The organism is Amycolatopsis viridis (genome assembly GCF_011758765.1).
GTDB lineage: Bacteria > Actinomycetota > Actinomycetes > Mycobacteriales > Pseudonocardiaceae > Amycolatopsis_E > Amycolatopsis_E viridis.
This window is the reverse complement of the sequence record NZ_JAANOU010000001.1, coordinates 3433694-3455280: the sequence shown is the minus strand read 5'-3', so window position 1 is coordinate 3455280 and position 21587 is coordinate 3433694. Positions and strand designations below refer to the sequence as shown.

28 protein-coding genes and 1 riboswitch are annotated in these 21587 nt (G+C 72.6%); of the genes, 21 read left to right on the top strand and 7 right to left on the bottom strand.

The annotated features are described in order from the left end of the window. Nucleotides 1–28 precede the first annotated feature (28 nt). Nucleotides 29–940 (top strand): acetaldehyde dehydrogenase (acetylating), encoded by a 912-nt coding sequence (locus FHX46_RS17200; RefSeq protein WP_167115896.1) that lies wholly within the window; start codon nucleotides 29–31, stop codon nucleotides 938–940. After that, the gene (dmpG, locus tag FHX46_RS17195) at nucleotides 937–1959 is read left to right on the top strand and encodes a 4-hydroxy-2-oxovalerate aldolase (protein WP_167115893.1); all 1023 of its coding nucleotides are present in this window, start codon (nucleotides 937–939) and stop codon (nucleotides 1957–1959) included. Before FHX46_RS17200 ends, dmpG begins: the two co-directional genes overlap by 4 nt. On the opposite strand, the gene FHX46_RS17190 is transcribed toward dmpG, so the two are convergent. Further along, on the bottom strand, nucleotides 1956–2546 hold the full coding sequence (locus FHX46_RS17190) for a TetR/AcrR family transcriptional regulator (protein WP_167115891.1): 591 nt from the start codon (nucleotides 2544–2546) through the stop codon (nucleotides 1956–1958). The two genes, dmpG and FHX46_RS17190, sit on opposite strands and share 4 nt — an antisense overlap. Before the next feature lie 48 nt (nucleotides 2547–2594). Between FHX46_RS17190 and FHX46_RS17185 the strand changes: the two genes are divergently transcribed. The 4 genes from FHX46_RS17185 (at nucleotide 2595) to FHX46_RS17170 (ending at nucleotide 7365) form a co-directional block, all read left to right on the top strand. Continuing rightward, nucleotides 2595–3518 carry an oxygenase MpaB family protein gene (locus FHX46_RS17185; RefSeq protein ID WP_167115888.1) on the top strand — a complete coding sequence of 308 codons (924 nt, stop codon included), beginning with the start codon at nucleotides 2595–2597 and terminating at the stop codon, nucleotides 3516–3518. Beyond that, the gene (locus tag FHX46_RS17180; protein ID WP_167115885.1) at nucleotides 3515–4540 is read left to right on the top strand and encodes an LLM class F420-dependent oxidoreductase; all 1026 of its coding nucleotides are present in this window, start codon (nucleotides 3515–3517) and stop codon (nucleotides 4538–4540) included. The genes FHX46_RS17185 and FHX46_RS17180 overlap by 4 nt, the downstream gene beginning before the upstream one ends. Before the next feature lie 96 nt (nucleotides 4541–4636). Next, complete coding sequence (locus FHX46_RS17175; protein ID WP_167115881.1) at nucleotides 4637–5938, top strand: MFS transporter; 1302 nt, start codon at nucleotides 4637–4639, stop codon at nucleotides 5936–5938. Further along, a complete protein-coding gene (locus FHX46_RS17170; RefSeq protein WP_167115878.1) occupies nucleotides 5935–7365 on the top strand; it encodes a pyridoxal phosphate-dependent decarboxylase family protein in 1431 nt (476 codons plus the stop codon). The genes FHX46_RS17175 and FHX46_RS17170 overlap by 4 nt, the downstream gene beginning before the upstream one ends. Nucleotides 7366–7391: 26 nt before the next feature. Here FHX46_RS17170 and rpmF read toward each other — a convergent pair whose 3' ends face one another. From rpmF to mrf, 3 genes are read right to left on the bottom strand one after another with little or no spacing between them, the layout of a single operon-like run. Then, the gene (gene rpmF / locus FHX46_RS17165) at nucleotides 7392–7550 is read right to left on the bottom strand and encodes a 50S ribosomal protein L32 (RefSeq protein ID WP_167115876.1); all 159 of its coding nucleotides are present in this window, start codon (nucleotides 7548–7550) and stop codon (nucleotides 7392–7394) included. Then, nucleotides 7550–7798: a type B 50S ribosomal protein L31 gene (locus tag FHX46_RS17160; RefSeq protein WP_167115873.1), complete on the bottom strand. Its 249-nt coding sequence runs from the start codon at nucleotides 7796–7798 to the stop codon at nucleotides 7550–7552. The genes rpmF and FHX46_RS17160 overlap by 1 nt, the downstream gene beginning before the upstream one ends. Then, a complete protein-coding gene (gene mrf, locus FHX46_RS17155; protein ID WP_167115871.1) occupies nucleotides 7795–9033 on the bottom strand; it encodes a ribosome hibernation factor-recruiting GTPase MRF in 1239 nt (412 codons plus the stop codon). Before mrf ends, FHX46_RS17160 begins: the two co-directional genes overlap by 4 nt. A gap of 49 nt (nucleotides 9034–9082) precedes the next feature. Between mrf and rpmB the strand changes: the two genes are divergently transcribed. The 5 genes from rpmB to cobA all read left to right on the top strand — a co-directional run bounded on the left by rpmB (nucleotide 9083) and on the right by cobA (nucleotide 11392). After that, nucleotides 9083–9319 (top strand): 50S ribosomal protein L28, encoded by a 237-nt coding sequence (gene rpmB / locus FHX46_RS17150; RefSeq protein WP_167115868.1) that lies wholly within the window; start codon nucleotides 9083–9085, stop codon nucleotides 9317–9319. Then, the gene (rpmG, locus tag FHX46_RS28550) at nucleotides 9319–9483 is read left to right on the top strand and encodes a 50S ribosomal protein L33 (RefSeq protein ID WP_167115866.1); all 165 of its coding nucleotides are present in this window, start codon (nucleotides 9319–9321) and stop codon (nucleotides 9481–9483) included. The genes rpmB and rpmG overlap by 1 nt, the downstream gene beginning before the upstream one ends. Continuing rightward, nucleotides 9483–9788: a 30S ribosomal protein S14 gene (rpsN, locus tag FHX46_RS17140; RefSeq protein ID WP_167115864.1), complete on the top strand. Its 306-nt coding sequence runs from the start codon at nucleotides 9483–9485 to the stop codon at nucleotides 9786–9788. Before rpmG ends, rpsN begins: the two co-directional genes overlap by 1 nt. Next, the gene (gene rpsR, locus FHX46_RS17135) at nucleotides 9785–10033 is read left to right on the top strand and encodes a 30S ribosomal protein S18 (protein WP_167115861.1); all 249 of its coding nucleotides are present in this window, start codon (nucleotides 9785–9787) and stop codon (nucleotides 10031–10033) included. Before rpsN ends, rpsR begins: the two co-directional genes overlap by 4 nt. 129 nt (nucleotides 10034–10162) lie before the next feature. Next, on the top strand, nucleotides 10163–11392 hold the full coding sequence (gene cobA, locus FHX46_RS17130) for a uroporphyrinogen-III C-methyltransferase (protein ID WP_167115860.1): 1230 nt from the start codon (nucleotides 10163–10165) through the stop codon (nucleotides 11390–11392). Between the two features lie 172 nt (nucleotides 11393–11564). Here cobA and FHX46_RS17125 read toward each other — a convergent pair whose 3' ends face one another. Beyond that, nucleotides 11565–12383 carry an alpha/beta fold hydrolase gene (locus tag FHX46_RS17125; RefSeq protein ID WP_167121516.1) on the bottom strand — a complete coding sequence of 273 codons (819 nt, stop codon included), beginning with the start codon at nucleotides 12381–12383 and terminating at the stop codon, nucleotides 11565–11567. A 79-nt stretch (nucleotides 12384–12462) separates the two neighbouring features. Here FHX46_RS17125 and FHX46_RS17120 point away from each other — a divergent pair, with 79 nt between their 5' ends. Together FHX46_RS17120 and FHX46_RS17115 are read left to right on the top strand one after the other, a co-directional pair. Further along, nucleotides 12463–13305, top strand: a complete 843-nt coding sequence (locus FHX46_RS17120; RefSeq protein ID WP_167115858.1) for a crotonase/enoyl-CoA hydratase family protein — start codon at nucleotides 12463–12465, stop codon at nucleotides 13303–13305. A gap of 10 nt (nucleotides 13306–13315) precedes the next feature. Continuing rightward, nucleotides 13316–15031 (top strand): AMP-binding protein, encoded by a 1716-nt coding sequence (locus FHX46_RS17115; protein ID WP_167115855.1) that lies wholly within the window; start codon nucleotides 13316–13318, stop codon nucleotides 15029–15031. A gap of 39 nt (nucleotides 15032–15070) precedes the next feature. On the opposite strand, the gene FHX46_RS28270 is transcribed toward FHX46_RS17115, so the two are convergent. Continuing rightward, entirely contained in the window at nucleotides 15071–15556 is a 486-nt protein-coding gene (locus tag FHX46_RS28270) for a hypothetical protein (protein WP_208400182.1), read from the bottom strand. A 152-nt stretch (nucleotides 15557–15708) separates the two neighbouring features. Here FHX46_RS28270 and FHX46_RS17105 point away from each other — a divergent pair, with 152 nt between their 5' ends. The 7 genes from FHX46_RS17105 to FHX46_RS17075 all read left to right on the top strand — a co-directional run bounded on the left by FHX46_RS17105 (nucleotide 15709) and on the right by FHX46_RS17075 (nucleotide 20016). Further along, complete coding sequence (locus FHX46_RS17105) at nucleotides 15709–15912, top strand: hypothetical protein (protein WP_167115853.1); 204 nt, start codon at nucleotides 15709–15711, stop codon at nucleotides 15910–15912. 86 nt (nucleotides 15913–15998) lie between these two features. Further along, nucleotides 15999–16610 carry a CDP-alcohol phosphatidyltransferase family protein gene (locus FHX46_RS17100; RefSeq protein WP_167115850.1) on the top strand — a complete coding sequence of 204 codons (612 nt, stop codon included), beginning with the start codon at nucleotides 15999–16001 and terminating at the stop codon, nucleotides 16608–16610. A gap of 57 nt (nucleotides 16611–16667) precedes the next feature. Continuing rightward, nucleotides 16668–17051, top strand: coding sequence for a glycine cleavage system protein GcvH (gene gcvH / locus FHX46_RS17095; RefSeq protein WP_167115848.1), 384 nt, complete (start codon nucleotides 16668–16670; stop codon nucleotides 17049–17051). Between the two features lie 103 nt (nucleotides 17052–17154). Next, nucleotides 17155–17619: a glycogen accumulation regulator GarA gene (gene garA / locus FHX46_RS17090; RefSeq protein WP_017988089.1), complete on the top strand. Its 465-nt coding sequence runs from the start codon at nucleotides 17155–17157 to the stop codon at nucleotides 17617–17619. After that, nucleotides 17616–18368 carry a transcriptional regulator FtsR gene (ftsR, locus tag FHX46_RS17085; protein ID WP_167115846.1) on the top strand — a complete coding sequence of 251 codons (753 nt, stop codon included), beginning with the start codon at nucleotides 17616–17618 and terminating at the stop codon, nucleotides 18366–18368. The genes garA and ftsR overlap by 4 nt, the downstream gene beginning before the upstream one ends. Before the next feature lie 247 nt (nucleotides 18369–18615). Continuing rightward, the gene (locus tag FHX46_RS17080) at nucleotides 18616–19089 is read left to right on the top strand and encodes a bifunctional nuclease family protein (RefSeq protein ID WP_017988091.1); all 474 of its coding nucleotides are present in this window, start codon (nucleotides 18616–18618) and stop codon (nucleotides 19087–19089) included. A 360-nt stretch (nucleotides 19090–19449) separates the two neighbouring features. Continuing rightward, the gene (locus FHX46_RS17075) at nucleotides 19450–20016 is read left to right on the top strand and encodes a MerR family transcriptional regulator (protein WP_167115844.1); all 567 of its coding nucleotides are present in this window, start codon (nucleotides 19450–19452) and stop codon (nucleotides 20014–20016) included. 42 nt (nucleotides 20017–20058) lie between these two features. Continuing rightward, nucleotides 20059–20159, top strand: a riboswitch (glycine riboswitch). 154 nt (nucleotides 20160–20313) lie between these two features. On the opposite strand, the gene FHX46_RS17070 is transcribed toward FHX46_RS17075, so the two are convergent. Continuing rightward, entirely contained in the window at nucleotides 20314–20676 is a 363-nt protein-coding gene (locus FHX46_RS17070; RefSeq protein WP_167115841.1) for a nuclear transport factor 2 family protein, read from the bottom strand. A gap of 124 nt (nucleotides 20677–20800) precedes the next feature. On the opposite strand from FHX46_RS17070, the gene FHX46_RS17065 reads away from it, so the two are divergent. After that, the gene (locus FHX46_RS17065; protein WP_167121514.1) at nucleotides 20801–21571 is read left to right on the top strand and encodes a helix-turn-helix transcriptional regulator; all 771 of its coding nucleotides are present in this window, start codon (nucleotides 20801–20803) and stop codon (nucleotides 21569–21571) included. The last annotated feature ends 16 nt before the right edge of the window (nucleotides 21572–21587 follow it).

The window sequence follows — 21587 nt, the reverse complement described above, 5'->3', positions numbered from 1 at the left end:
TGGGACGGACCCCGAAAGGAGAGGGCGCATGAGCACCCGCAAGGCACGGGCCGCGATCGTCGGACCCGGCAACATCGGCACCGATCTGCTCGTCAAGCTGCGGCGCAGCGAGCACATCGAGGTCGCCTACATGGTCGGCGTCGACCCAGCTTCGGACGGGCTGGCGCGCGCGGCCGCGCTGGGCGTGGACACGTCCGCCGGGGGCGTGGACTGGCTGCTGTCCCGCGACGAGCTGCCCGACATCGTGTTCGAGGCGACCTCGGCCAAGGCGCACCTGGCGAACGCGCCGCGCTACGCCGAGGCCGGCATCCAGGCCGTGGACCTGACACCGGCCGCCGTCGGCCCGTTCACCTGCCCCGCGGTGGAGCTGCCCGGGCGGCTGGGCGCGGCGAACTACAACATGATCACCTGCGGTGGTCAGGCCACCATCCCCATCGTGCACGCGGTCTCCCGCGTCACCGAGGTGCCCTACGCCGAGATCGTCGCGTCGGTGTCGTCGCGCTCGGCGGGACCGGGCACCCGCGCGAACATCGACGAGTTCACCGAGACCACCGCCCGTGGCCTGGAGATCGTCGGCGGGGCGGCGAAGGGCAAGGCGATCATCATCATCAACCCGGTGGAACCCCCGCTCATCATGCGGGACACCGTGTTCTGCGCGATCTCGCCGGACGCCGACCGGGACGCGATCACCGCCTCGATCGAGCGGATGGTCGCCGACGTGCAGACCTACGTGCCGGGGTACACGCTCAAGGCGGCGCCGCAGTTCGACGATCCGCGGCCGGGCTGGCAGGGCCGGGCGCGCGTGGCGGTGTTCCTGGAGGTCGCCGGCAACGGGGACTACCTGCCGCCCTACGCCGGCAATCTGGACATCATGACCGCCGCGGCCGCCCGCGTTGGCGAGCTGCTGGCGACCCAGCGCACGCAGGAGGTGCCGGCATGACCGAGCGGGAGGTGCGGCTCGTCGACACGAGCCTGCGCGACGGCAGCCACGCCATGGCGCACCAGTTCACCGAGGAGAACGTGCGGGACACCGTGCGGGCGCTGGACCGCGCCGGGATCTCGCTGATCGAGGTGGCCCACGGCGACGGACTGGGCGGCTCGACCTTCAACTACGGATTCTCGCTGGTGGACGAGCGGAAGCTGATCGCCGCGGCCGTCGAGGAAGCCACGCAGGCCAGGATCGCGGTGCTGCTGCTCCCCGGCCAGGGCACCGTCACCGACCTCAAGGCCGCAGCGGATCTCGGCGCCGGCGCGGTCCGGATCGCGACGCACTGCACCGAGGCCGACGTGTCGATCCAGCACTTCACCGCGGCACGCGAACTCGGGCTGGAGACGGTCGGCTTCCTGATGCTGTCGCACATGGCCACGCCGGAAACCCTGGCCGAGCAAGGCCGCATCATGGTCGACGCCGGCTGCCAGTGCGTGTACATCGTGGACTCCGCCGGGGCGCTCATCCTGGAGGAGGCGGCCGACCGGGTGGCCGCGCTGGTCGCGGAGTTCGGTGACGCGGCCCAGGTCGGCTACCACGGCCACCAGAACCTCAGCTTCGGGGTCGCCAACTCGGTCCTCGCCCACCGGGCCGGTGCCAAGCAGATCGACGGTTCCCTGGTCGCGCTCGGCGCGGGTGCCGGAAACTCGCCGACCGAGGTGCTCGCCGCGGTGTTCGAGCGGCTCGGCGTCGAGACCGGAGTGGACAAGGACGTGCTGATGGACGCGGCGGAGAACGTCGTCAAGCCGTTCATCACGCGGCTGCCGGTGATGGACCGGTCGTCGATCGTGCAGGGGTTCGCCGGGGTGTACTCCAGCTTCCTGCTGCACGCCGAGCGGGCCGCGGAACGCTACGGCGTGGCGGCGCACGAGATCCTCTACCGGGTGGGCGAGAACTGTTACGTCGGTGGCCAGGAGGACATGATCATCGACATCGCCCTGGAGCTGGCCGCGGAGCGCAAGTCCGCTTAGGACGATCGGGCCAGCAGCCGGACGCAATGGCCGACGAGGCGCTCGCGGGTCATCTGCGGCGTGCCGGACAGGTAGGCGGTGAACAGGTGGGTCAGCGCGCCGACGAGGCCGATCGCGGTCAGCTGCCGGTCCAGGGTGTCCATGCGCCCGGGCAGCTGGTCGCGGATCAGCGCGGCGAAGGCGGGCAGCAGCGCCACCCCGCGGGCGGACAGGGCCGGGTCGGTGATCGGGGCCAGCAGCAGGACCCGGCCCTTGCGCGGATCGTCCAGCATGAGCTCGACGAACGCGGTGACCGCCGCCTCGGCCCGCTCGGCCGGGTTCCGGCCGCTGCCGCCGACCGCGCCGACGAGCGCGCTGTGCGCCTCGTCGGCGACCTGCTCGTAGACGGCGACCACCAGCTCTTCGCGGTCGGTGAAGCTTTCGTAGAAGTAGCGTTCGGTGAGCTTGGCGTGCCGGCACACCGCCCGCACCGTTACCGCGGCGCTGCCCGCCGTGCCGAGCAGGTCGAGGGCCGCGTCGAGCAGCTGGGCGCGCCGGGCCGCCCGGCGGTCGCGCAGGGTGGTGCCCGCCCAGGTCTTCTCCGTCATCCGCCCTCACAATTGACTACAGATGTTGTCAATTGTAGCGTTCGGATCATGGCAGCGCAGCCCCTGGGTCCCGGCTCCCTGACGTGGAAGTACTTCGGCGACTGGCGGACCCTGCTCATGGCACTGTGGGCGGGGTCGATGCAGAACATGCACCCCGAACTCGGTGCCGCGGTGGCGGAGCACTCGCGGTTCTTCGCCGAACGGTGGCAGCGCCTGTTCCGCTCCCTGTACCCGATCGGCGGCACGGTCTACGACGGGCCGCGCGCGGCCGAGACCGCCCGCGCCGTGCGCGGCTACCACGAGACGATCCACGGGGTGGACTCGCGCGGCCGCCGCTACCACGCCCTGAACCCGGGCACCTTCTACTGGGCGCACGCCACGTTCTTCATGCTCACCGTGGTTGCCGCCGAGCGGTTGATGGGCGGGCTGAGCGAGGCGGACAAACGGCGCCTGTTCGACGAGCACGTCCAGTGGTACCGGCTCTACGGGCTGAGCATGCGGCCGGTGCCCGGATCGTGGGAGGAGTTCCGCGCGTACTGGGACCGCATGTGCACCGACGTGCTGGAGGACAACAAGGCCACCCGGGACGTGCTCGACCTCGTCGGGATCGCGAAACCACCGCTGCTGGCGCGGGTGCCCGACCCGGTGTGGCGCGTCCTGCGGATCCTCGTGGCGAAGTCGTTCGTGTGGTGGACGGTCGGTCTGTACCACCCGGCGGTTCGGGACCGGCTGGGCTTTTCCTGGTCGCGCCGGGACGAGGCGCTGCACCGGCTGGCCGGCCGGGCCATCGGGCGCGCGTTCGCCCTCGTGCCGCACGACCTCCGGTACCACCCCCGGGCCCGGGCGGCGTGGCGGCGGGCGCGCGGGGACCTCCCGCCGGATGCCCCGCTCGTGGAAACGCCCGCGCGCAACCTGCCTCCGCTGTCCGAACGGGACAGCCCGACGCACTACGTTCCCCGGGAGGTGCCGTGAAGCTCGGCTATCACATCGGTTACTGGTCGGCCGGCCCGCCGGAGGGTGCACTGGCGGCCATCCGCGCCGCCGAGGAGCTGGGATTCGACTCGGTGTGGACGGCCGAGGGGTACGGCTCCGACGCCCTGACCCCGCTGGCCTGGTGGGGCGCGGCGACCGAGCGGCTCAAGCTGGGCACGAACATCGTCCAGATGTCGGCTCGTACGCCGACGGCGACGGCGATGGCGGCGATGACACTGGACCACCTCTCCGGCGGCCGGTTCATCCTCGGCCTGGGCGCGTCCGGGCCGCAGGTGGTGGAGGGCTGGTACGGGCAGCCGTACCCGCGGCCGCTGGCCCGGACCCGCGAGTACGTGGAGATCGTGCGGCGCGTGGTGGCGCGGCGCGAGCCGGTCACCTTCGACGGGGACACCTACCAGCTGCCGCTGCGCGGCGGGACCGGCCTGGGCAAGCCGCTGAAGTCCACCGTGCACCCGCTGCGGCCGGAGATCCCGATCTACCTCGCGGCCGAGGGCCCGAAGAACGTCGCGCTGGCCGCCGAGATCTGCGACGGCTGGCTGCCGCTGTTCTTCTCCCCGAAGAGCGACCCGTTCTACCGGGCGGCGCTCGCGGAGGGCTTCGCCCGGCCGGGGGCGCGACGCTCCGCGGCGGACTTCGAGGTCGCCGCGTCGGTACCGGTGATCGTGCACGACGACGTGGAGACCGCGGCCGGTTTCGTCAAGCCGTCGCTGGCGCTCTACATCGGGGGCATGGGGGCGCGGCAGGTGAACTTCCACAAGGACGTGTTCGCGCGGCTGGGTTACGGCGACGTGGCCGAGAAGGTCCAGGAGCTCTACCTGGCCGGGCGGAAGGAGGAGGCCGCGGCGGCGATCCCCACCGCGCTGGTGGAGGACACCTCGCTGATCGGCCCGCCCGCGAAGATCCGGGCGGAGCTGGCCGCCTGGGAGGAGACGGTGGTGACGACGCTGCTGCTGCGCGGGGACGCCGCCACCCTCCGCCGGGTCGCCGCCGCGCTGGGCTGAGCGCCGCCGCCGCGCGGCGAATTCGTGCCCCGCGCGGACGTCGCGGGGCGGGCGGTGACACGATGCGCTCGATCATCGGGTGTCGATCGGAGGACCATGGTCGCCCTACCGGCCAAGACCAGGCTCGGCTACTCCGCGGGGTCGTTCGTCACCGGCGCGTTCGGCACCGTGCCCGGCCTGCTGCTGCTGCCCTACCTCACCGACACGATGGCGGTGCCGGGCGCCGTCGCCGGGGCGATCGTGCTCGTGCCCAAGGCGTGGGACGTCGTGTTCAACCCGGTTGCCGGGCGGCTGTCCGACGCGAGCCTGGCGCGCCGGGGGAGCAGGCGGCCGTTCCTGCTCTTCGGCGGCCTCGGGGTGGCCGTGCTGTTCGCGGCGATCTTCGCCCACCCCGGCTTCGGCAGCACCCCGCTGGACGCCGGGTACGTGGTGCTGGCGTTCTTCCTGTGCGCCACCGCGTTCGCGTTCTTCCAGGTGCCCTACAACGCGCTGCCCGCGGAGCTGACCTCCTCCTACGACGAGCGCACCCGCCTGACCAGCTGGCGCATCGGCCTGCTGGCCATCGCGATCCTGGTCTCCGGCGGTGGCGCTCCCGGGATCACCAACCAGGTCGGCGGCGTCCCCGGCTACCGCGTCATGGGCGCCGTGATGGGTGTGATCATGGTGCTGGGCACGATCGCGGTGTTCCTGGGCACGCGCGGCGCACCGGTCGGCAACCTCCGCCCGCCGACGCCCGGCTGGCGTGAGCTGCTGGCGACCATGCGCCGGTGGCGGCCGTTCCGCTGGCTGCTGGGCGTCTACTTCGTCCAGTCGCTCGGCCTGGCCACGCTGCTGGCCGGGGTGAACTACGCGTCCCGGTACGTCTTCGGCGACGCGAGCCTGCAGACGTACCTGTTCGTCGGGTTCGTGCTGCCCGCGCTGGTGACCATGCCGCTGTGGCCGCGCCTGGGGGCGCGCTGGGGCAAGCTGTGGGGCTTCCGGTTCGCCTGCATCGCCTTCGGCGTGGCGTGCGCGGGCCTGTGCGGGGCGCGGGTGCTGCCGGTCGCCGTGTCGTTCGTGTTCGTCGCGCTCGCCGGGGTCGGCTACGCCGGAATCCAGGTGTTCCCGCTGGCCATCCTGCCCGACCTGATCAGCGCCGAGGAGGAGCGCACGGGCGCCACCCGCGCCGGGATCACCGCCGGGGTGTGGACCGCGTCCGAGACGCTCGGCCTGGCGCTGGGCCCGGGCCTGTTCGGCCTGGTGCTGTCGGCCGGGGGATACGTGTCCAGTGTGGACGCCTCGGCGGTGCAACCGGGCAGCGCGGTCACCGCGATCCTGCTCGGGTTCGCGCTGCTGCCCGGAATCCTCGTGGTGGCGGGCCTGCCGCTGCTGCGCCGCTCGATCCTGGAGCCACGATGAGATCCGCGCGTGAGGTCCTGGCGCAGCTGCGCGAGCTGCGTGCGGGCGACCTGCCCACCCACGGGGGCCGCACCCTCGCCTACGTCTACGACAGCGGCCTGACCGGGCTGGACGAGCTCGCCGCGCAGGCCCACGCACTCGCGTCGTCCGCGAACGGCCTGGACCCGACTGCGTTCCCGAGCCTGCGGCGCCTGGAGAACGACCTGGTCGCCGCGACCGCGCGCCTGGTGGGCGGCACCCCGGACACCGTCGGCGCGGTGACCTCGGGCGGGACCGAATCATGCCTGCTCGCCGTGCTCGCCGCGCGGGAAAGCCGCCCGGACGTCGCCGAGCCGAGCATGGTGCTGCCCGCGACCGCGCACGCCGCGTTCCACAAGGCCGCGCACCTGTTCCGCGTGCGCCCGGTCGTGGTTCCGGTCGATCCGGTCACCTTCCGCGCGGACCCCGCTGCGATGGCCGCGGCCATCGACGACACGACGGTCCTCGTCGTGGCCAGCGCCCCCTCCTACGCCCACGGGATCATCGACCCGATCGCGCCGATCGCCGCCGCGGCCGCCGCCCGCGGGGTCCGGATGCACGTGGACGCCTGCATCGGCGGGTGGATCCTGCCGTACTTCCGGCGTCTGGGCCGGGCGGTGCCGGAGTTCGGGTTCGGCGTCGAGGGTGTCACCAGCGTGTCGGTCGACCTGCACAAGTACGCCTACTGCCCGAAAGGCGTGTCGGTGCTGCTGCACGCGGGCCCGGACCTGCGGCGCGGCCACTACTTCGCCAGCGCCGACTGGCCCGGCTACACGATGCTGAACAGCACCATCCAGTCCACCCGCTCCGGCGGCCCGCTCGCGGCTGCGTGGGCAGTCGTGCAGCACCTCGGCGACGACGGCTACCTCGAACTCGCCCGCCGGACACTGGCCGCGGTGAGCGAGCTGGCGCGCGGCATCACCGGGACCCGGGGCCTGCGGCTGCTGGCCGAACCGGACTCGACCCTGCTCGCGCTCACCACCGAGGACGAGGGCTTCGACCTGTTCACCGTCGCCGACGAGATGCGGGTGCGCGGCTGGTACGTGCAGCCGCAGTTCGCCCACCGGTCCTCGCCGGTGAACCTGCACCTGACCGTCACCGCCGCCAACCGGGGCAGCGAGGCGGAGTTCCTCGCCGACCTCGCCGCCTCGGTCAGCGCCGCCCGCGCCGCCGGCCCGGTCACCGTGGACGAGAACGTGGCCGCGTTCGTCGCCGCGCTGGACCCGGACACCCTGACCGGCGAGCAGTTCGCGGGTCTGCTCACCGCGGCCGGAATGGGCGGCGGGGCGGGGTTGCCGGACCGGATGGCAGAGATCAACGCCCTGCTCGGCGCCGCGCCGCCGCCGCTGCGGGAACGGCTGCTGCGTGAATTCCTCGGGATGCTCTACCGGCCGGGTTCACCGGGGTGAGTCCGGCCTCGATCAGCACGGGACGGTCACCGTCCGGTCCGGTGGAAGTGGCGGAGCAGCTTGCGCGGTACCAGCTGCTGCCTGCCGTTGATCACGACCGGCACCAGGTCCGGCTGCACGGCCTTCCACCGGGCGCGGCGGTGGCGGGTGTTGCTGCGGGACATCCTGCGTTTGGGAACGGCCATCACTTCCGCCTTCCGTAGCGCCGGTGGAACTTCTCCACCTGACCCGCCGTGTCCATGATCCGGCGCCCGCCCGTCCAGAACGGGTGCGACCACGCGCTCACGTCGACCAGCACGAGCGGGTAGGTGTTGCCGTCGCTCCACTCGATCGTCCTGTCCGAGGTCATGGTCGACCGGGTCAGGAACGCGTCCCCGGTCGCCGAGTCCTGGAAGACCACCGGGTGGTAGCCCGGATGGATACCCTGTTTCACTGCCTCTCCGTTCCGGACGCGAAGGGTGCGTCCTGCGTTTCTGTTGTGGTTTCGTCGGCGTCCCCGCAGGGCTCCTCGTGCCAGGCGCCGAACGGGTCCTCGTAGGACAGCCATTCCCGCCGCCCGGCCGCGAGCTCGGCGTCCGTGAGCAGCGCGGCGGACAGCGCCGCCTCGATCTCCGCCGGGGTGGCCTGATCGGTGACGACGAAGACTTCCGAGGCCCGGTCGCCGAACACCGGGTGCCAGCGCAGCGACGCCAGCGTCCGGCGCTCCGGCGACACGTCCGTCCAGCCGGGGCCGTCCGGCGCGGCCAGCCACGGCCCGGCGTGTCCGACGCCGAGGCCGCCGCCGGCCGATTCCAGCCACAGCGCCACGTCCGGCTGACTGGCCACCCACACCCGGCCGCGGGTGCGCACGGCCCCGTCCAGCAGCACGTCCAACGCGTCGTGCAGCCGTTGCGGGTGGAACGGGCGTTGCACCCGGAACAGCAGCGTGGCCACACCGCAGTCGGCGCCCAGGGGTGGCTCGCCGTGCAGCAGCGGGCCGTGCATGTCGGTCACCTGGCCCCGCCGCGCACCCGCGGGCACCTCGGCCAGCCGCGAGGTGCGCCACGCCGCCGGCGCGACCCGGTCGAGGACGGCCGCGGTCTTCGCGTCGGTCCAGGCATCGGCCGCGCCGGTGAGCACGAGCACGTCGGCGAACTCGGCCTGGGACAGCGCGACCTGTGCGACCGTCCGCTCGTCGTCCTGGCTCGCCTGCAGCCCGCGCTCGGCGAGGGTGTCTGCACCGGTCGCGTCGGCCAGCCAGGTGCCGCGGTCCAGCACGGTGTGCACGCCGTCGATCGTCACGAAGTCGCTCACCGGACGGTCGCCGACGAGCACGTGCCGGATCGCCCAGCAGACCGGTTCCGGCTCCATCGCCTCGTCCAGCCGCACGACGATGTGCCGCACGCCGGAGGTGCCGGCCAGGCGGCGCAGCAGGGGGAGCAGATCCTCCCGCAGCGTGCAGGACACGCAGCCGTGGGCCAGCTCGAGCACGGTCGTCTCGTCGCGGACGCCCAGCTGCAGGCGCCGCCGCACGACGCCGCTGCCGATCTCGCGCAGGTCGTGGTGGACGACGGCGGTGCCGGGCCGGGCCGCGCGGACCTGTTCGGCGAGGTCGGCGGTGGCCGCCGGGACGAGGCCGCTGATCAGGGTGAGGGGCACCCGGGTGGTGCCGGTCGTTTCGGGATCCACACCGTGTAGAGTAACTGATAATGAAAATCACTATCAACTAGGAGGATGGATGTCGGCGGTCTGCCAGGTCACCGGCCGCAAGCCGGGCTTCGGCAAGCAGGTGTCCCATTCGCACCGGCGGACCTCGCGGCGGTGGGACCCGAACGTCCAGCGACGCCGCTACTGGCTCCCCGCGGAGGGACGCTGGGTCACCCTGCGTGTCTCGGCGAAGGGCATCAAGACGATCGACAAGCGCGGCATCGAGGCGGTCGTCGCCGGCCTGCGCGCGAAGGGGGTGAAGCTGTAGTGGCCCGCAACGAGGTCCGGCCGATCATCCGGCTCCGCTCGACCGCGGGCACCGGTCACACGTACGTGACGAGGAAGAACCGCCGCAACGACCCGGACCGGCTGGTGCTGCGCAAGTTCGACCCGGTCGTGCGCCGGCACGTCGAGTTCCGGGAGGAGCGCTGATGGCCAAGAAGTCGAAGATCGCCCGCAACGAGCAGCGGCGTGCTGTCGTGGCCCGCTACGCCGGGCGCCGGGCCGAGCTGAAGGCCGTGATCTCGTCGCCGCGGTCCTCGGCGGACGAACGCGCGGCGGCCGGGGCGGCGCTGCGGAAGCTGCCCCGCGATTCCAGTCCGACACGGCTGCGCAATCGCGACACCGCCGACGGGCGCCCGCGCGGCTACCTCCGCAAGTTCGGCCTGTCCCGGGTGCGGCTGCGCGCGATGGCTCATCGCGGTGAGCTGCCCGGCGTGACGAAGTCGAGCTGGTGAGCGCGGTGTCCAAGCGCACCGAGGCCCGGCCGGGCCGCCGTCGCCGCAACCTGCTCACCGCGGAGCAGGTGTCCGTTGTGGACTACAAGGACGTGGACCTGCTGCGCAAGTTCATCTCCGACCGGGGCAAGATCCGCGCCCGGCGGGTGACCGGCCTGTCACCGGCGCAGCAGAAACAGGTGGCCCAGGCCATCAAGAACGCCCGCGAGATGGCCCTGCTGCCCTACCCCTCGCGGACGCGCTGAGCACGTGCGGGCCGCCGGCCCGGTGGCCCGCACCGCAGCGGACCGGGTATGCAATGGGCGGTACGGAGTTGCTCACACTCGTGCAACCCTGGGGTGTCTTCGCGGCAACCAGCAGGCATGCTTGTCCGCATGCCTGAAGACCAGCACTACCTCGTCGGCCTCGATCTCGCCGGGCGGCGCGTGGTGCTCGTCGGCGGCGGCACCGTGGCCCAGCGCAGGCTGCCGCGGCTGATCGGCGCCGGCGCGGCCGTCGAGCTGATCTCGCCGTCGACCACTCCGGCCGTGGGCGGCATGATCGACGCTGGCGAAGTGGTGTGGCACCAGCGCCGCTACACCGACGGCGACCTCGAGGGCGCCTGGTACGCGCTGGCCTGCACCGACGACCCGGAGGTCAACGCCGCGGTCTGCGCGGAGGCCGAGCGGCGCCGCGTCTTCTGCGTGCGCGCCGACGCCGGGATCGAGGGCACCGCGGTCACCGCGGCGGTCGGGCGGCACGAGGGACTGGTCGTCGGCGTACTGTCCGGCGGTCAGCCGCTGCGGTCGGCCGCCGTGCGGGACAACATCGTCGAGGCCCTGCACACCGGCGCGATCGCCGGCGACCGCCCCGCGCCCGACGCCACCGAACTGCCCGGGGTCGCGCTCGTCGGTGGCGGCCCCGGCGATCCGGAGCTGATCACCGTCAAGGGCCGCCGGCTGCTCGCCCGCGCCGACGTCGTCGTCGCCGACCGGCTGGCGCCCCGCGAGCTGCTCGACGAGCTGTCGCCGGACGCCGAGGTCGTGGACGCCGCCAAGATCCCCTACGGCCGGGCGGCGAGCCAGGACTTCATCAACGCCACGCTGATCGAGCACGCCAAGGCCGGCAAGTTCGTGGTCCGCCTCAAGGGCGGTGACCCGTACGTGTTCGGGCGCGGTTTCGAGGAGCTGCTGGCCTGCGCCGAGGCCGGGGTGCCGGTCACGGTGGTCCCGGGCATCACCAGCTCGATCGCCGGTCCCGCGGTCGCCGGGGTGCCGGTCACCCACCGCGGGGTGGCACACGAGGTGGTCGTGGTGTCCGGGCACGTCGCGCCCGGTGACGAGAGCTCGCTGACCGACTGGGCCGCGCTGGCGCGGCTGCGCGGCACGATCGTGCTGATGATGGGCGTGGAACGGCTCGACCGGTTCGCGGCCGCGCTGCTGGCGGGCGGCCGTCCTGGCGACACGCCCGTGGCGATCGTGGAGAACGCCACGATGCCGACCCAGCGGGTGCACCGGTTCGCCCTGGCGACCGCCGCCGCGGAGGCGAAGGCCGCCGGGGTCCGCCCGCCCGCGGTGATCGTGATCGGCCCCGTCGCCGGCCTGCTCCCCGACGACCTGCACTAACGGCCAACCCACCGCCCGGAGCCGCCAACCCACCGCCCGGAGCGGCCAACACGCCGCCCGCGCCGGCGAACACACCGCCCGCGCCGGCGAACACGGCGCCCGGAGCGGCCAACACGCGCGTGTTTGCCGCCAGCGGCGGCGTGTTGGCTGCTGGTGGCGGTGTGTTGGCCGGTCAGGCGGGGTGGCAGCGGCGCAGGAAGTCCAGGATCGTCCCGGTCAGCCGTTGCGGGTCGAAGCGCAGCTCGACCGGGCTGCGGGCCTGCACGAATTCCGCCGCGGCCAGGTCCGCGGCCAGGGTGTCGGCGTCGCCGAACGGGTGAACCGGGTCGCGCTCGTGGCCGATCACCAGCGCGGGCACCTCGATCCGCCGCCGCACCGACCGCGGCGGCGCGATGCGCCCGAAGAACACCCCGTGCAGCAACGCCGCCAGGGCCGGTGGCTGCTGCTCCAGCGTGTCGGTGACGACGTCGACCCACTGGCTGCCGTGCGGCACCAGCGCGGCCAGCCGCGCCACCGCCCGCACGCCGAAGGGCACGAACCGCGCCGCGAACAGCAGCGGGGTGAACGCCAGCAGCCCCGCCACGATGGCGTTGTCCAGCACCGGCATCTCCACCACGATCCCGCGCAGCCGCTCCGGCGCCCGGACCGCCACCTCGAGCGCGACGTTCGCGCCCAGCGACGTCCCGCCCACCACGGCTGCCCGCACGTCCAGGTGGTCCAGCAGCGCCAGCACCTGATCGCCGAACGCCGGGATCGAGTACTGCCACGACTCGCGCGGCCGGTCCGAGTCGCCGTGGCCGAGCAGGTCCACGGTGATCACCCGGAACCCGTCGGCGGCCAGCGTGCGGGCCAGCGGGGCGTGCATCCGCCGGGTGAACATCAGGCCGTGGGCGAGCACCACGACGCGGTCGCCGGTGCCGAACTGCGTGTAGCACAGCCGGTGTCCCTCGAAGGTGAAGGCACCGGCCAGCTCCAGGGGGCGGGTCAGCATGTCGATCAGGAAACCACCACCGGCCGCTCCCGCACAGCTGCGGCGCGCGAAAGCGTCCGGATGCGTCAAGATGGCAGCCATGACTGACACCGCCGACAAGCTGCCGGACCTGGTCTCGCTCGCCGTCGAGCGCACCGGCGCCCTCGCCCGCGTGACGCTGCTCGGGCCGGGCAAGGGCAACGCGATGGGCCCGGACTTCTGGCGCGAGCTGCCGATCGTGTTCCGCACCCTGGACGCCGATCCCGCGGTCCGGGCGATCGTGCTGACCGGCAGCGGGAGGAACTTCTCCTACGGTCTCGACCTGCCCGCCATGATGGGCGGCTGGGCGCCGCTGCTGGCCGGGGACGCCCTGGCCGGGCCGCGGACCGAGTTCCTGCGCGAGATCCGGTCCCTGCAGGACAGCGTCACGGCCGTGGCGGAGTGCCGCACGCCGGTGATCGCCGCGGTGTCCGGCTGGTGCATCGGCGGCGGGGTGGACCTGATCGCCGCCGCCGACGTGCGCCTGGCCAGCGCGGACGCGAAGTTCAGCGTGCGCGAGGCGAAGGTCGCGATCGTGGCCGACCTGGGCAGCCTGCAGCGGCTGGCGGGGATCATCGGCGAGGGCCACCTGCGGGAGCTGGCCCTGACCGGCAAGGACATCGACGCCGCGCGGGCGGAGAAGATCGGCCTGGTCAACGACGTGTACCCGGACGCGGACGCCCTGCTGGCCGCGGCCGGGGCGCTGGCCGGGGAGATCGCCGCGAACCCGCCGCTGGTCGTGCGGGGTGTCAAGGACGTGCTGTCGCTCAACACCGAGCGCCAGGTCGCCGACGGGCTGCGCTACGTCTCCGCCTGGAACGCGGCGTTCCTCCCCAGCAAGGATCTGCAGGAAGCGGTGCAGGCGTTCGTGGAACGCCGCACGCCGGAGTTCACGGGCGAGTGAGGAGAACGTCATGAACACTGTCCATTCGACCGCTCACGAACGCTTCCGCGAGGCACGCGACTTCCTGCTCGCGCATCGCGAGGACTACGACACCGCGTACCGCGACTTCGCGTGGCCGCGGCTGGACGAGTTCAACTGGGCGCTGGACTGGTTCGACGTGGTCGCCGCCGACCCGGCCAACGCGGACCGGTACGCGCTGTGGATCGTCGAGGAGGACGGCAGCGAGGGCCGCTGGACCTACCCGGAGATGGCCCGCCGGTCCAGTCAGGTGGCGAACTGGCTGCGCGGGCACGGGGTCCGCCGCGGCGACCGGCTGATCCTGATGCTGGGCAACCAGGTCGAGCTGTGGGAGACGATCCTCGCCGCGATCAAGCTGGGCGCGGTGATCATCCCGGCTTCGACCCTGCTCGGCGCGGCCGACCTGCGGGACCGGGTGGACCGCGGCCGTGCCCGGCACGTGGTCGTGCGATCGGCGGACGTGGAGAAGTTCGCCGACGTCCCGGGTGACTACACCCGCATCGCCGTGGGCGAGGGCGCCGGCGGCGGCTGGCTGTCCTTCGCCGACGCTTATTCCGCCGAGGAATCGTTCACCGCGGACGGGCCGACCGCGGCGACCGACCCGCTGCTGCTGTACTTCACCTCGGGCACGACGGCCAAGCCGAAGCTGGTGCAGCACACGCACGTGTCCTACCCGGTCGGGCATCTGTCCACGATGTACTGGATCGGCCTCGAGCCGGGCGACGTGCACCTGAACATCTCCTCGCCGGGGTGGGCCAAGCACGCGTGGAGCAACGTGTTCGCGCCGTGGAACGCCGAGGCCACGGTGTTCCTGTACAACTACACCCGCTTCGACGCGGGTGCGCTTCTGGCGCAGATGCAGCGCTGCGGCATCACCAGCTTCTGCGCGCCGCCGACGGTGTGGCGGATGCTGATCCAGGCCGACCTCACCGCGCTGCGGACCCCGCCGGTGAAGGTGGTCGGGGCGGGGGAGCCGCTCAACCCGGAGGTGATCGACCAGGTCGGCAAGGCGTGGGGCGTGACCATCCGGGACGGCTTCGGCCAGACCGAGACCAGTGTGCAGATCGCCAACACGCCGGGGCAGGAGGTCAAGCCCGGGTCGATGGGCCGCCCGGTGCCCGGCTTCAAGGTCGTGCTGGTCGACCCGGTCGGTGGTGAACCGGCGGAGGAGGGCGAGATCTGCCTCGACCTGAGCGAACGCCCGGTGGGCCTGATGGTCGGGTACGCCGACGACGACGACCGCACCGCAGAGGCTTTCCGCGGCGGCTTGTACCACACCGGTGACGTCGGCTCGGTCGACGAACGGGGCTACATCACCTACGTCGGCCGCACCGACGACGTGTTCAAGGCGTCGGACTACCGCATCTCGCCGTTCGAGCTGGAAAGCGTGCTGCTCGAGCACGAGGCGGTCGCCGAGGCCGCGGTGGTGCCGGCGCCGGACCCGATCCGCCTCGCGGTGCCCAAGGCGTACGTGGTGCTGGCCGCGGGGCACGAGCCGGACGCGGCCACCGCGGAGAGCATCCTGGCGTTCTGCCGCGAGCACCTCGCGCCGTACAAGCGGATCCGCCGGCTGGAGTTCGCCGACCTGCCGAAGACGATCTCCGGCAAGATCCGCCGCGTCGAGCTGCGCGGCAAGGAGCAGGCGTCGCCGGAGTCCCGCACCGCGGGCGAGTTCCGCGAGGACGACTTCCCGAACCTCAAGGGCTGAGCGCGGCCGCCCTGCCCCGCCCCGGGGGTGGGGTGGCCGCTACTCCGATTCGGTGACCTGGGCGAAGACGGTGTCCTCGCCGCGGCTGCACGTGGTACCGCCCTGGGAGGCGGGCGGGCCGGACACGCACATCCACCCGTCGACCGTTTCCCGGACCGGAAGGGCCGATCTGGCCGGCTGGCGCCCGGCGATCGCCTGCTGGAACCGCGTCACCAGGTCGGTCGCCTGCCCGCAGCTGAGCGGGCTGGTCGTGGTGTCCATGACCTGCAAGGTGAGCCCGCTCGCCGCGGGCACGGTGCCGCACCCGCCGGCACGGGTGCCCGCGCCGGCGCCGGCGGGATCCGGCGCCGGGGTGCTCGGGGCGGCCGGGGCCGGTGGGGTGGTGTCCGGTGCGGTGGTGTCCGGTGCGGGGGTGCTCGCCGGCGGGGGCGGAGCGGGTGCCGGGGCGGCCGGTGTCCCGGTACAGCCGGCGAGGACGCCCGCCGACACGAGCAGCAGCGCCAGGGTGCGGCCAGGTGTGGTCATGTGATCCCTCCCGGATGGGGAAACTACCGCCCCGCGGCGAAATCGCAGGCAGGACGCGCCCACGCCGGCTCCACTGTGGACGTTGATCCACCGGCCGGGTGAATAGTTGGCCGACTGCTAACACTTCGGCGCCGTGACGCGACACAACGGTCGTGTTGAGCACCGAAACCGCCGCCACGACGGATCCGCTCCCGACCACCCCGTGCTCCGTCGTGTGGAGCCAGGGCCGCCCCTACGTCCTCGAGTCCGGCGCCGGGGCGCTGCGCTGGGTGGGCACCGACCACCTGGGCCGCCCGCAGGCCCTCAGCGGGGCCGAGCTGCACCGCCGTGGCTGGAGCCACCGCCGCGCCGGCTGAGCGCCCGCGCGTGCCGCCGGCAGGCCCGGGCGCGCCGCCCCGGCGCCGCCGCCGGAAAGCGGCACCGCACCGATTAGGGTTACGGGGTGATCGAACACCGCACCGAGCCGGCCGGGCCCAGCCTGTTGCGGCAGGCGTGGACCGTGCCGAACCTGCTGTCCCTGCTGCGGCTGGCAGGTGTCCCGGTGTTCCTCTGGCTCCTGCTCGGCCCCCGCGCCGACGGCTGGGCCCTGGTGCTGCTGGTGTTCAGCGGCGTCTCCGACTGGCTGGACGGCAAACTGGCCCGCTGGCTGGATCAGACCAGCCGCCTCGGGCAGTTGCTCGACCCGGCCGCCGACCGGCTCTACATCGTCGCCACGCTGGCCGCGTTCCTGGTCCGCGGCATCGTCCCGTGGTGGCTGGTCGCGGTGCTCGTCGGGCGCGAGCTGCTGGTCGGCGTAGCGCTCGTGGTGCTGCGCCGCCACGACTACGCGCCGCCGGAGGTCACCTACATCGGCAAGGCCGCGACTTTCGTGCTGATGTACGCCTTCCCGTTCCTGCTGCTCACACAGGGCACGTCGATCGCGGCGGCCATCGCACGGCCGATCGCCTACTCCTTCACCGCGTGGGGCACCGTGCTGTACGTGTGGTCCGGTGCCCTGTACCTGTTGCAGACCTTCTGGGCGGTCCGGCGTGCCAGGACGGGCGCGGGGATGTAAGACTGCGCGCGAGCATCGGGACGCCCCGGGCGCGCCGGGGCAGGAAAGGGGCAGGCAGTGTCCGCGCCAGAAGAGTTGCGCTACACCGAGGAGCACGAGTGGGTCGCCACCCGTGCCGACGACGTGGTCCGGGTGGGGATCACCGAGTACGCGCAGGACCAGCTGGGCGACGTGGTGTTCGTCGACCTGCCCGAGGCGGGCAAGTCGGTGACGGCGGGGGAACCGTTCGGCGAGATCGAGTCCACCAAGAGCGTGTCCGAGCTGTTCGCCCCGGTCGACGGAGAGGTCGTCGCGGTCAACGACGCCGTGGCCGACTCGCCGGAGCTGATCAACAGCGACCCCTACGGCGAGGGCTGGCTCGTCGAGATCCGGGTGAGCGACCCGGATGCGCCCTCCGGGCTGCTCGACGCGGACGCCTACAACCGGCTGACCGCAGGGTAGGACCGCGTTTTGGGGGAGCGGCGGGGGCCGAATCGATCAGGCACGGTACGTTGACAGCCACAGGTTTTCAGCCAGCGACACATCAGTGGTGAGGAGAGCTCAGGTGAGCACCAACGACGGGCCCGGCGTTCCCCCGGAGCAGTCTCCGGAGCGGACCTCGGTCTTCCGGGCCGACTTCCTGGCGGATGTGGAGGGTCAGGAGGCGCCGACGCCGGAGCCTTCGGTCGCCGGTGTCGACGCGCTGCCGGCGGGTACGGCGTTGCTGGTGGTCAAGCGGGGCCCGAACGCGGGTTCGCGCTTCCTGCTCGACCGGGACACCACGAGCGCGGGGCGCCACCCGGACAGCGACATCTTCCTCGACGACGTCACCGTGTCCCGTCGCCACGCGGAGTTCCGCCGCGAGGGCGGGGAGTTCGTCGTCATCGACGTGGGCAGCCTCAACGGCACCTACGTCAACCGTGAGCCGGTCGACCAGGCGGTGCTCGCGGGCGGCGACGAGGTGCAGATCGGGAAGTTCCGCCTGGTCTTCCTGACCGGCCCGGGGCACGGGGGCCAGGGGGCGCGGTGACGGCTGCCGGGCGGCCACAGCGTGATGGGCTGAGCATCGGGGCGGTGCTGGCGCAGCTGCGCCCGGACTTTCCCGACGTCACCATCTCCAAGATCAGGTTCCTCGAGTCCGAGGGACTGGTCCGCCCGGGCCGGACGGCATCCGGATACCGGCAGTTCTCCGCGGCGGACGTCGAACGGCTCCGGTTCGTGCTGGCCGCGCAGCGGGACCACTACCTCCCGCTCAAGGTCATCAAGGAGCAGCTCGATGCCGCCGACCGCGGGCTGACCGACGGTCAGGGTCCCGGGGGGCGCCTGCCGCGCAAGCTGGTTCCGCTCCCGGCGAACCCGGGCGCAGGTGACGGGCTGCCCCGTCCCGAGGACTTCGCGCCCGGCCGCGAGGTCCGGCTGACCCGGGAGGACCTGCTCGCCGAGGCCGGCGTCGACGGCGCCCTGCTCGCCGAGCTGGAGCAGTACGGGCTGATCCGCGCGGGTGCGGCCGGGTTCTACGACCCGGACGCGGTCCTGGTGGCCCGCACGGTTCGCGCGATGACGGAGTTCGGCATCGAACCGCGGCACCTGCGTGCGTTCCGCGCCTCGGCGGACCGGGAGGTCGGCCTGCTGCAGCAGATCATCGCGCCCGTGTCGCGGCACCACGACGCGGATGCGAAGGCCAGGGCGGACGAACTGGCGCGCCAGTTCGCCGCGCTGTCGGTGACGCTGCACACACTGCTCGTGAAGGCGGGTATCCGGGACGTGACGGGCGGCTGAGCGCGCCCGGCCGGATCCCGATCTTCCCAGGTCGCCGGTCCCGACGGTAAGGAACTGGTTTCAGGGCTCCGCACCGAGCCGCGGATGCCGTACCGTTGGTGATGGATTTGCCGGAACGGTTCATGCGACTGCCACGCGGTTCCGAAAGCGAGCACAGCGCCGGGATGGCGGGTAGCGTCGAAGATGTCGATGCGGGGCCCTCGGACCAGCGCCGCGGCCCGCGCACACGAGAGGGAGGCGAAGCCCGATGAGCGAAATGCGCGTCGTCGGCGTGCGGGTGGAACTGCCCGCGAACCAGCCGATCTTGTTGCTGCGGGAGGCGCAGGGTGAGCGGTACCTCCCGATCTGGATCGGGTCGGTGGAAGCCACCGCGATCGCGCTCGAGCAGCAGGGCGTCCGCCCCGCCCGGCCACTGACCCACGACCTCCTGAAGGAGGTCATCGGCGCGCTGGGCCGTGAGCTCGAGCAGGTCGTGATCACCGACCTGCGCGAAGGCACGTTCTTCGCCGAACTGGTCTTCGACGGCAACGTACGGGTGTCCGCGCGGCCGAGCGACTCGGTGGCGCTGGCCCTGCGCGTCGGCGTGCCGATCCACGCGGTGGACGCGGTGCTCGACGAGGCCGGGCTGATCATCCCGGACGAGCAGGAGGACGAGGTCGAGAAGTTCCGCGAATTTCTCGAGTCCGTCTCGCCGGAGGATTTCCGCGGCGCGGACACCTGACCGCCCGCCTCCGGCGGCGCCGAAGGGGTCTTCCCGGCTCGAGCACCGGCCGGGAGGGCCCCTTCGGCGCGTTCCGGCCCGGTCGCCGCGGCCCGGCGACGAAAATTACCCGTCCGGGTAACGCTGGTCGGACGCCTTGACCGGTCAACTCTCCAGACAGGCTCGAGGGCGGGCCGCGCGTCGCGTTGACCGGGGGCCTGCCCGCGCATACCGTCGATGGCGGTAAATCGCTTCGGTGTGATTCGGCCGCGGCGCGGTCACTGGGGCACACTCGCGGTTTGCCACTGCCGAGGGTCCTACATCCAGGGCCCCGGGTGCTTGTTTCGACCGGCCGCACCGGCCGGGCGAGGGGAGGCATGCGTGGTCGACGAAGGGCCGGTTCAGGTCGTGCCGGGAGAGCAGGGTGAGCTCTTCCCGGACTCGTCACTGCCTGACGAGCTGGTCGGATACCGGGGTCCCGCGGCCTGTCAGATCGCCGGCATCACCTACCGCCAGCTGGACTACTGGGCGCGCACCGGGCTGGTCGCGCCCAGCATCCGCACGGCCCACGGATCGGGATCGCAGCGGCTCTACTCGTTCAAGGACATCCTCGCCCTCAAGATCGTCAAGCGTTTACTCGACACGGGCGTCTCGCTGCAGAACATCCGCGTGGCCGTCGAGCACCTGCGCAAGCGCGGGGCGCGTGACCTGGCGAAGGTCACCCTGGTCTCCGACGGCACCACCGTCTACGAGTGCACCTCGCCGGAGGAGATCGTGGATCTGCTCCAGGGCGGGCAGGGTGTCTTCGGCATCGCGGTGAAGGTCCCCATGCAGGAAATCAGCGGCACCCTGCACGAGTTCCCCGCCGAACGCGCCGATGGGGGCCAGGTGGAGCCGGCCGCCCCGGACGAGCTCACCCAGCGCCGCAACGCCCGCCGTACCGGATGATCGTCTTCCCGAACCGGGGAGTAGGGTACTGAGCGCAGTCGCCGAAGCCGCGCGGGAGAGACCGGGCCACCACCATCGTGCCCGGCGCCGAAGGAGCAAGTCCTCCCCGGAACCTCTCAGGCACCCCGGACCGCGCGGACGAGACGCCTCTGGAAAGCGGGCCGACGGGCACAACTCCGTCGTGCCCCGCCGACGGTGCAAGCCCGGCTCAACACTCGGGCGAACCTCTCAGGCGCCCATGGGCACGACAGAGTGGGGAGGGCCCGGACCCGGGGGTCCGGGCCGGGCCGCGGGACCCTAGCTGGGCAGCTTGTCCAGAAATCCCAGCACCTGGTTGATCCGCCCGTCCACGGTAGTGACGACGTCGAAGCCGATCACGAGCGGCTCCGCCTCCCCGGGTGCCCCCAGGTGCCACGTGAACCGGGCCTGGTCGTGGTGGCCGTCGACGGCGCCGCCGAGGCGGAACTCCAGCCCCGCGAACTGCGCCTGCGCCCCGGCGACGAACCCGTCGATCCCGTCGGTGCCCTGCACCGCGCCCAGCGGATCGGTGTAGGTGGCGCCGGGGGTGAACAGGTCCTCCACCAGCGCCCGGCGCTTGTCCGCGTCGGTGGTGTTCCACACGTCGATGTAGCGCTGGGCGAGGGTGGTGTAGTCGGTCATCGGATCCTCCTGATCGGGTCGGTGTGACCAGATCACGATCTCCCGGACCGCGCGGCGCGTCGATTACGCCGGAGGTAATGGCGGCTCCGCCGGCGCGGCCCGTACTTTCGACGGGGTGACGACCATGCAGCGCCCCGTGGGCGAGCAGTTGCGGCAGTGGCGGGAACGCCGCCGGCTCAGCCAGCTCGACCTCGCCCTGTCCGCCGAGATCTCCACCCGCCACCTGAGCTTCCTGGAGAACGGGCGGTCCCGGCCCAGTCGCGAGATGGTGCTGCGGCTGGGCGAACGGCTGGAGGTGCCGCTGCGGGAACGCAACCGGCTGCTGCTCGCCGCCGGCTACGCCCCGGTCTACCCGCAGACCCCGCTGCCCGACCTGGGTGTGGCGCTGGAGGCGGTCCGGCACCTGCTGGCCGGGCACGAGCCGTACCCGGCGCTGGTGCTCGACCGCGGCTGGGACCTCGTCGAGTCCAACAGCGGGATCACGCTGCTGACCGACCTCGTGGACCCGGACCTGCTGGAGCCGCCGGCCAACGTGCTGCGGGCCGCCCTCCACCCGCGTGGCCTGGCGCCGCACGTCCTCAACCTCGGCCAGTGGCGAGCCGAGCTGCTCGGCCGGCTGCGGCGGCAGGTGGAGATCACCGGCGACGCCGATCTGGCCGCGCTGCTGACCGAGGTGAGCGGCTATCCCTGCGACGACCCGGTGGACGAGGCGCCGGCCGGGTCGGTGTTCGTGCCGGTGCGGCTCCGCCACGGCGACGGCGTGCTGACCCTGATGTCGATGGTCGCCACCTTCGGCACGGCGCTGGACGTGACGCTGGCCGAGCTGGTGATCGAGTCCTTCTACCCGGCCGACGCCGCCACGCGGGAGGTCCTCGCGCGCCGCCAGCCGGGGTGACCTCCCGTCGCCCGTG

Bases quoted from the DNA above. Each gene is read 5' to 3' on its own strand.
- FHX46_RS17080 (WP_017988091.1), top strand. From the start codon at position 18,616: ATGAGCGAAATGCGCGTCGTCGGCGTGCGGGTGGAACTGCCCGCGAAC.
- FHX46_RS17115 (WP_167115855.1), top strand. From the start codon at position 13,316: ATGAACACTGTCCATTCGACCGCTCACGAACGCTTCCGCGAGGCACGC.
- dmpG (WP_167115893.1), top strand. From the start codon at position 937: ATGACCGAGCGGGAGGTGCGGCTCGTCGACACGAGCCTGCGCGACGGC.
- FHX46_RS17065 (WP_167121514.1), top strand. From the start codon at position 20,801: ATGCAGCGCCCCGTGGGCGAGCAGTTGCGGCAGTGGCGGGAACGCCGC.
- FHX46_RS17175 (WP_167115881.1), top strand. From the start codon at position 4,637: ATGGTCGCCCTACCGGCCAAGACCAGGCTCGGCTACTCCGCGGGGTCG.
- FHX46_RS17070 (WP_167115841.1), bottom strand. From the start codon at position 20,676: ATGACCGACTACACCACCCTCGCCCAGCGCTACATCGACGTGTGGAAC.
- rpmF (WP_167115876.1), bottom strand. From the start codon at position 7,550: ATGGCCGTTCCCAAACGCAGGATGTCCCGCAGCAACACCCGCCACCGC.
- FHX46_RS17185 (WP_167115888.1), top strand. From the start codon at position 2,595: ATGGCAGCGCAGCCCCTGGGTCCCGGCTCCCTGACGTGGAAGTACTTC.
- FHX46_RS28270 (WP_208400182.1), bottom strand. From the start codon at position 15,556: ATGACCACACCTGGCCGCACCCTGGCGCTGCTGCTCGTGTCGGCGGGC.
- FHX46_RS17200 (WP_167115896.1), top strand. From the start codon at position 29: ATGAGCACCCGCAAGGCACGGGCCGCGATCGTCGGACCCGGCAACATC.
- FHX46_RS17170 (WP_167115878.1), top strand. From the start codon at position 5,935: ATGAGATCCGCGCGTGAGGTCCTGGCGCAGCTGCGCGAGCTGCGTGCG.
- FHX46_RS17190 (WP_167115891.1), bottom strand. From the start codon at position 2,546: ATGACGGAGAAGACCTGGGCGGGCACCACCCTGCGCGACCGCCGGGCG.
- rpsN (WP_167115864.1), top strand. From the start codon at position 9,483: ATGGCCAAGAAGTCGAAGATCGCCCGCAACGAGCAGCGGCGTGCTGTC.
- cobA (WP_167115860.1), top strand. From the start codon at position 10,163: ATGCCTGAAGACCAGCACTACCTCGTCGGCCTCGATCTCGCCGGGCGG.
- rpmB (WP_167115868.1), top strand. From the start codon at position 9,083: ATGTCGGCGGTCTGCCAGGTCACCGGCCGCAAGCCGGGCTTCGGCAAG.
- FHX46_RS17125 (WP_167121516.1), bottom strand. From the start codon at position 12,383: ATGCTGACCCGCCCCCTGGAGCTGGCCGGTGCCTTCACCTTCGAGGGA.
- FHX46_RS17120 (WP_167115858.1), top strand. From the start codon at position 12,463: ATGACTGACACCGCCGACAAGCTGCCGGACCTGGTCTCGCTCGCCGTC.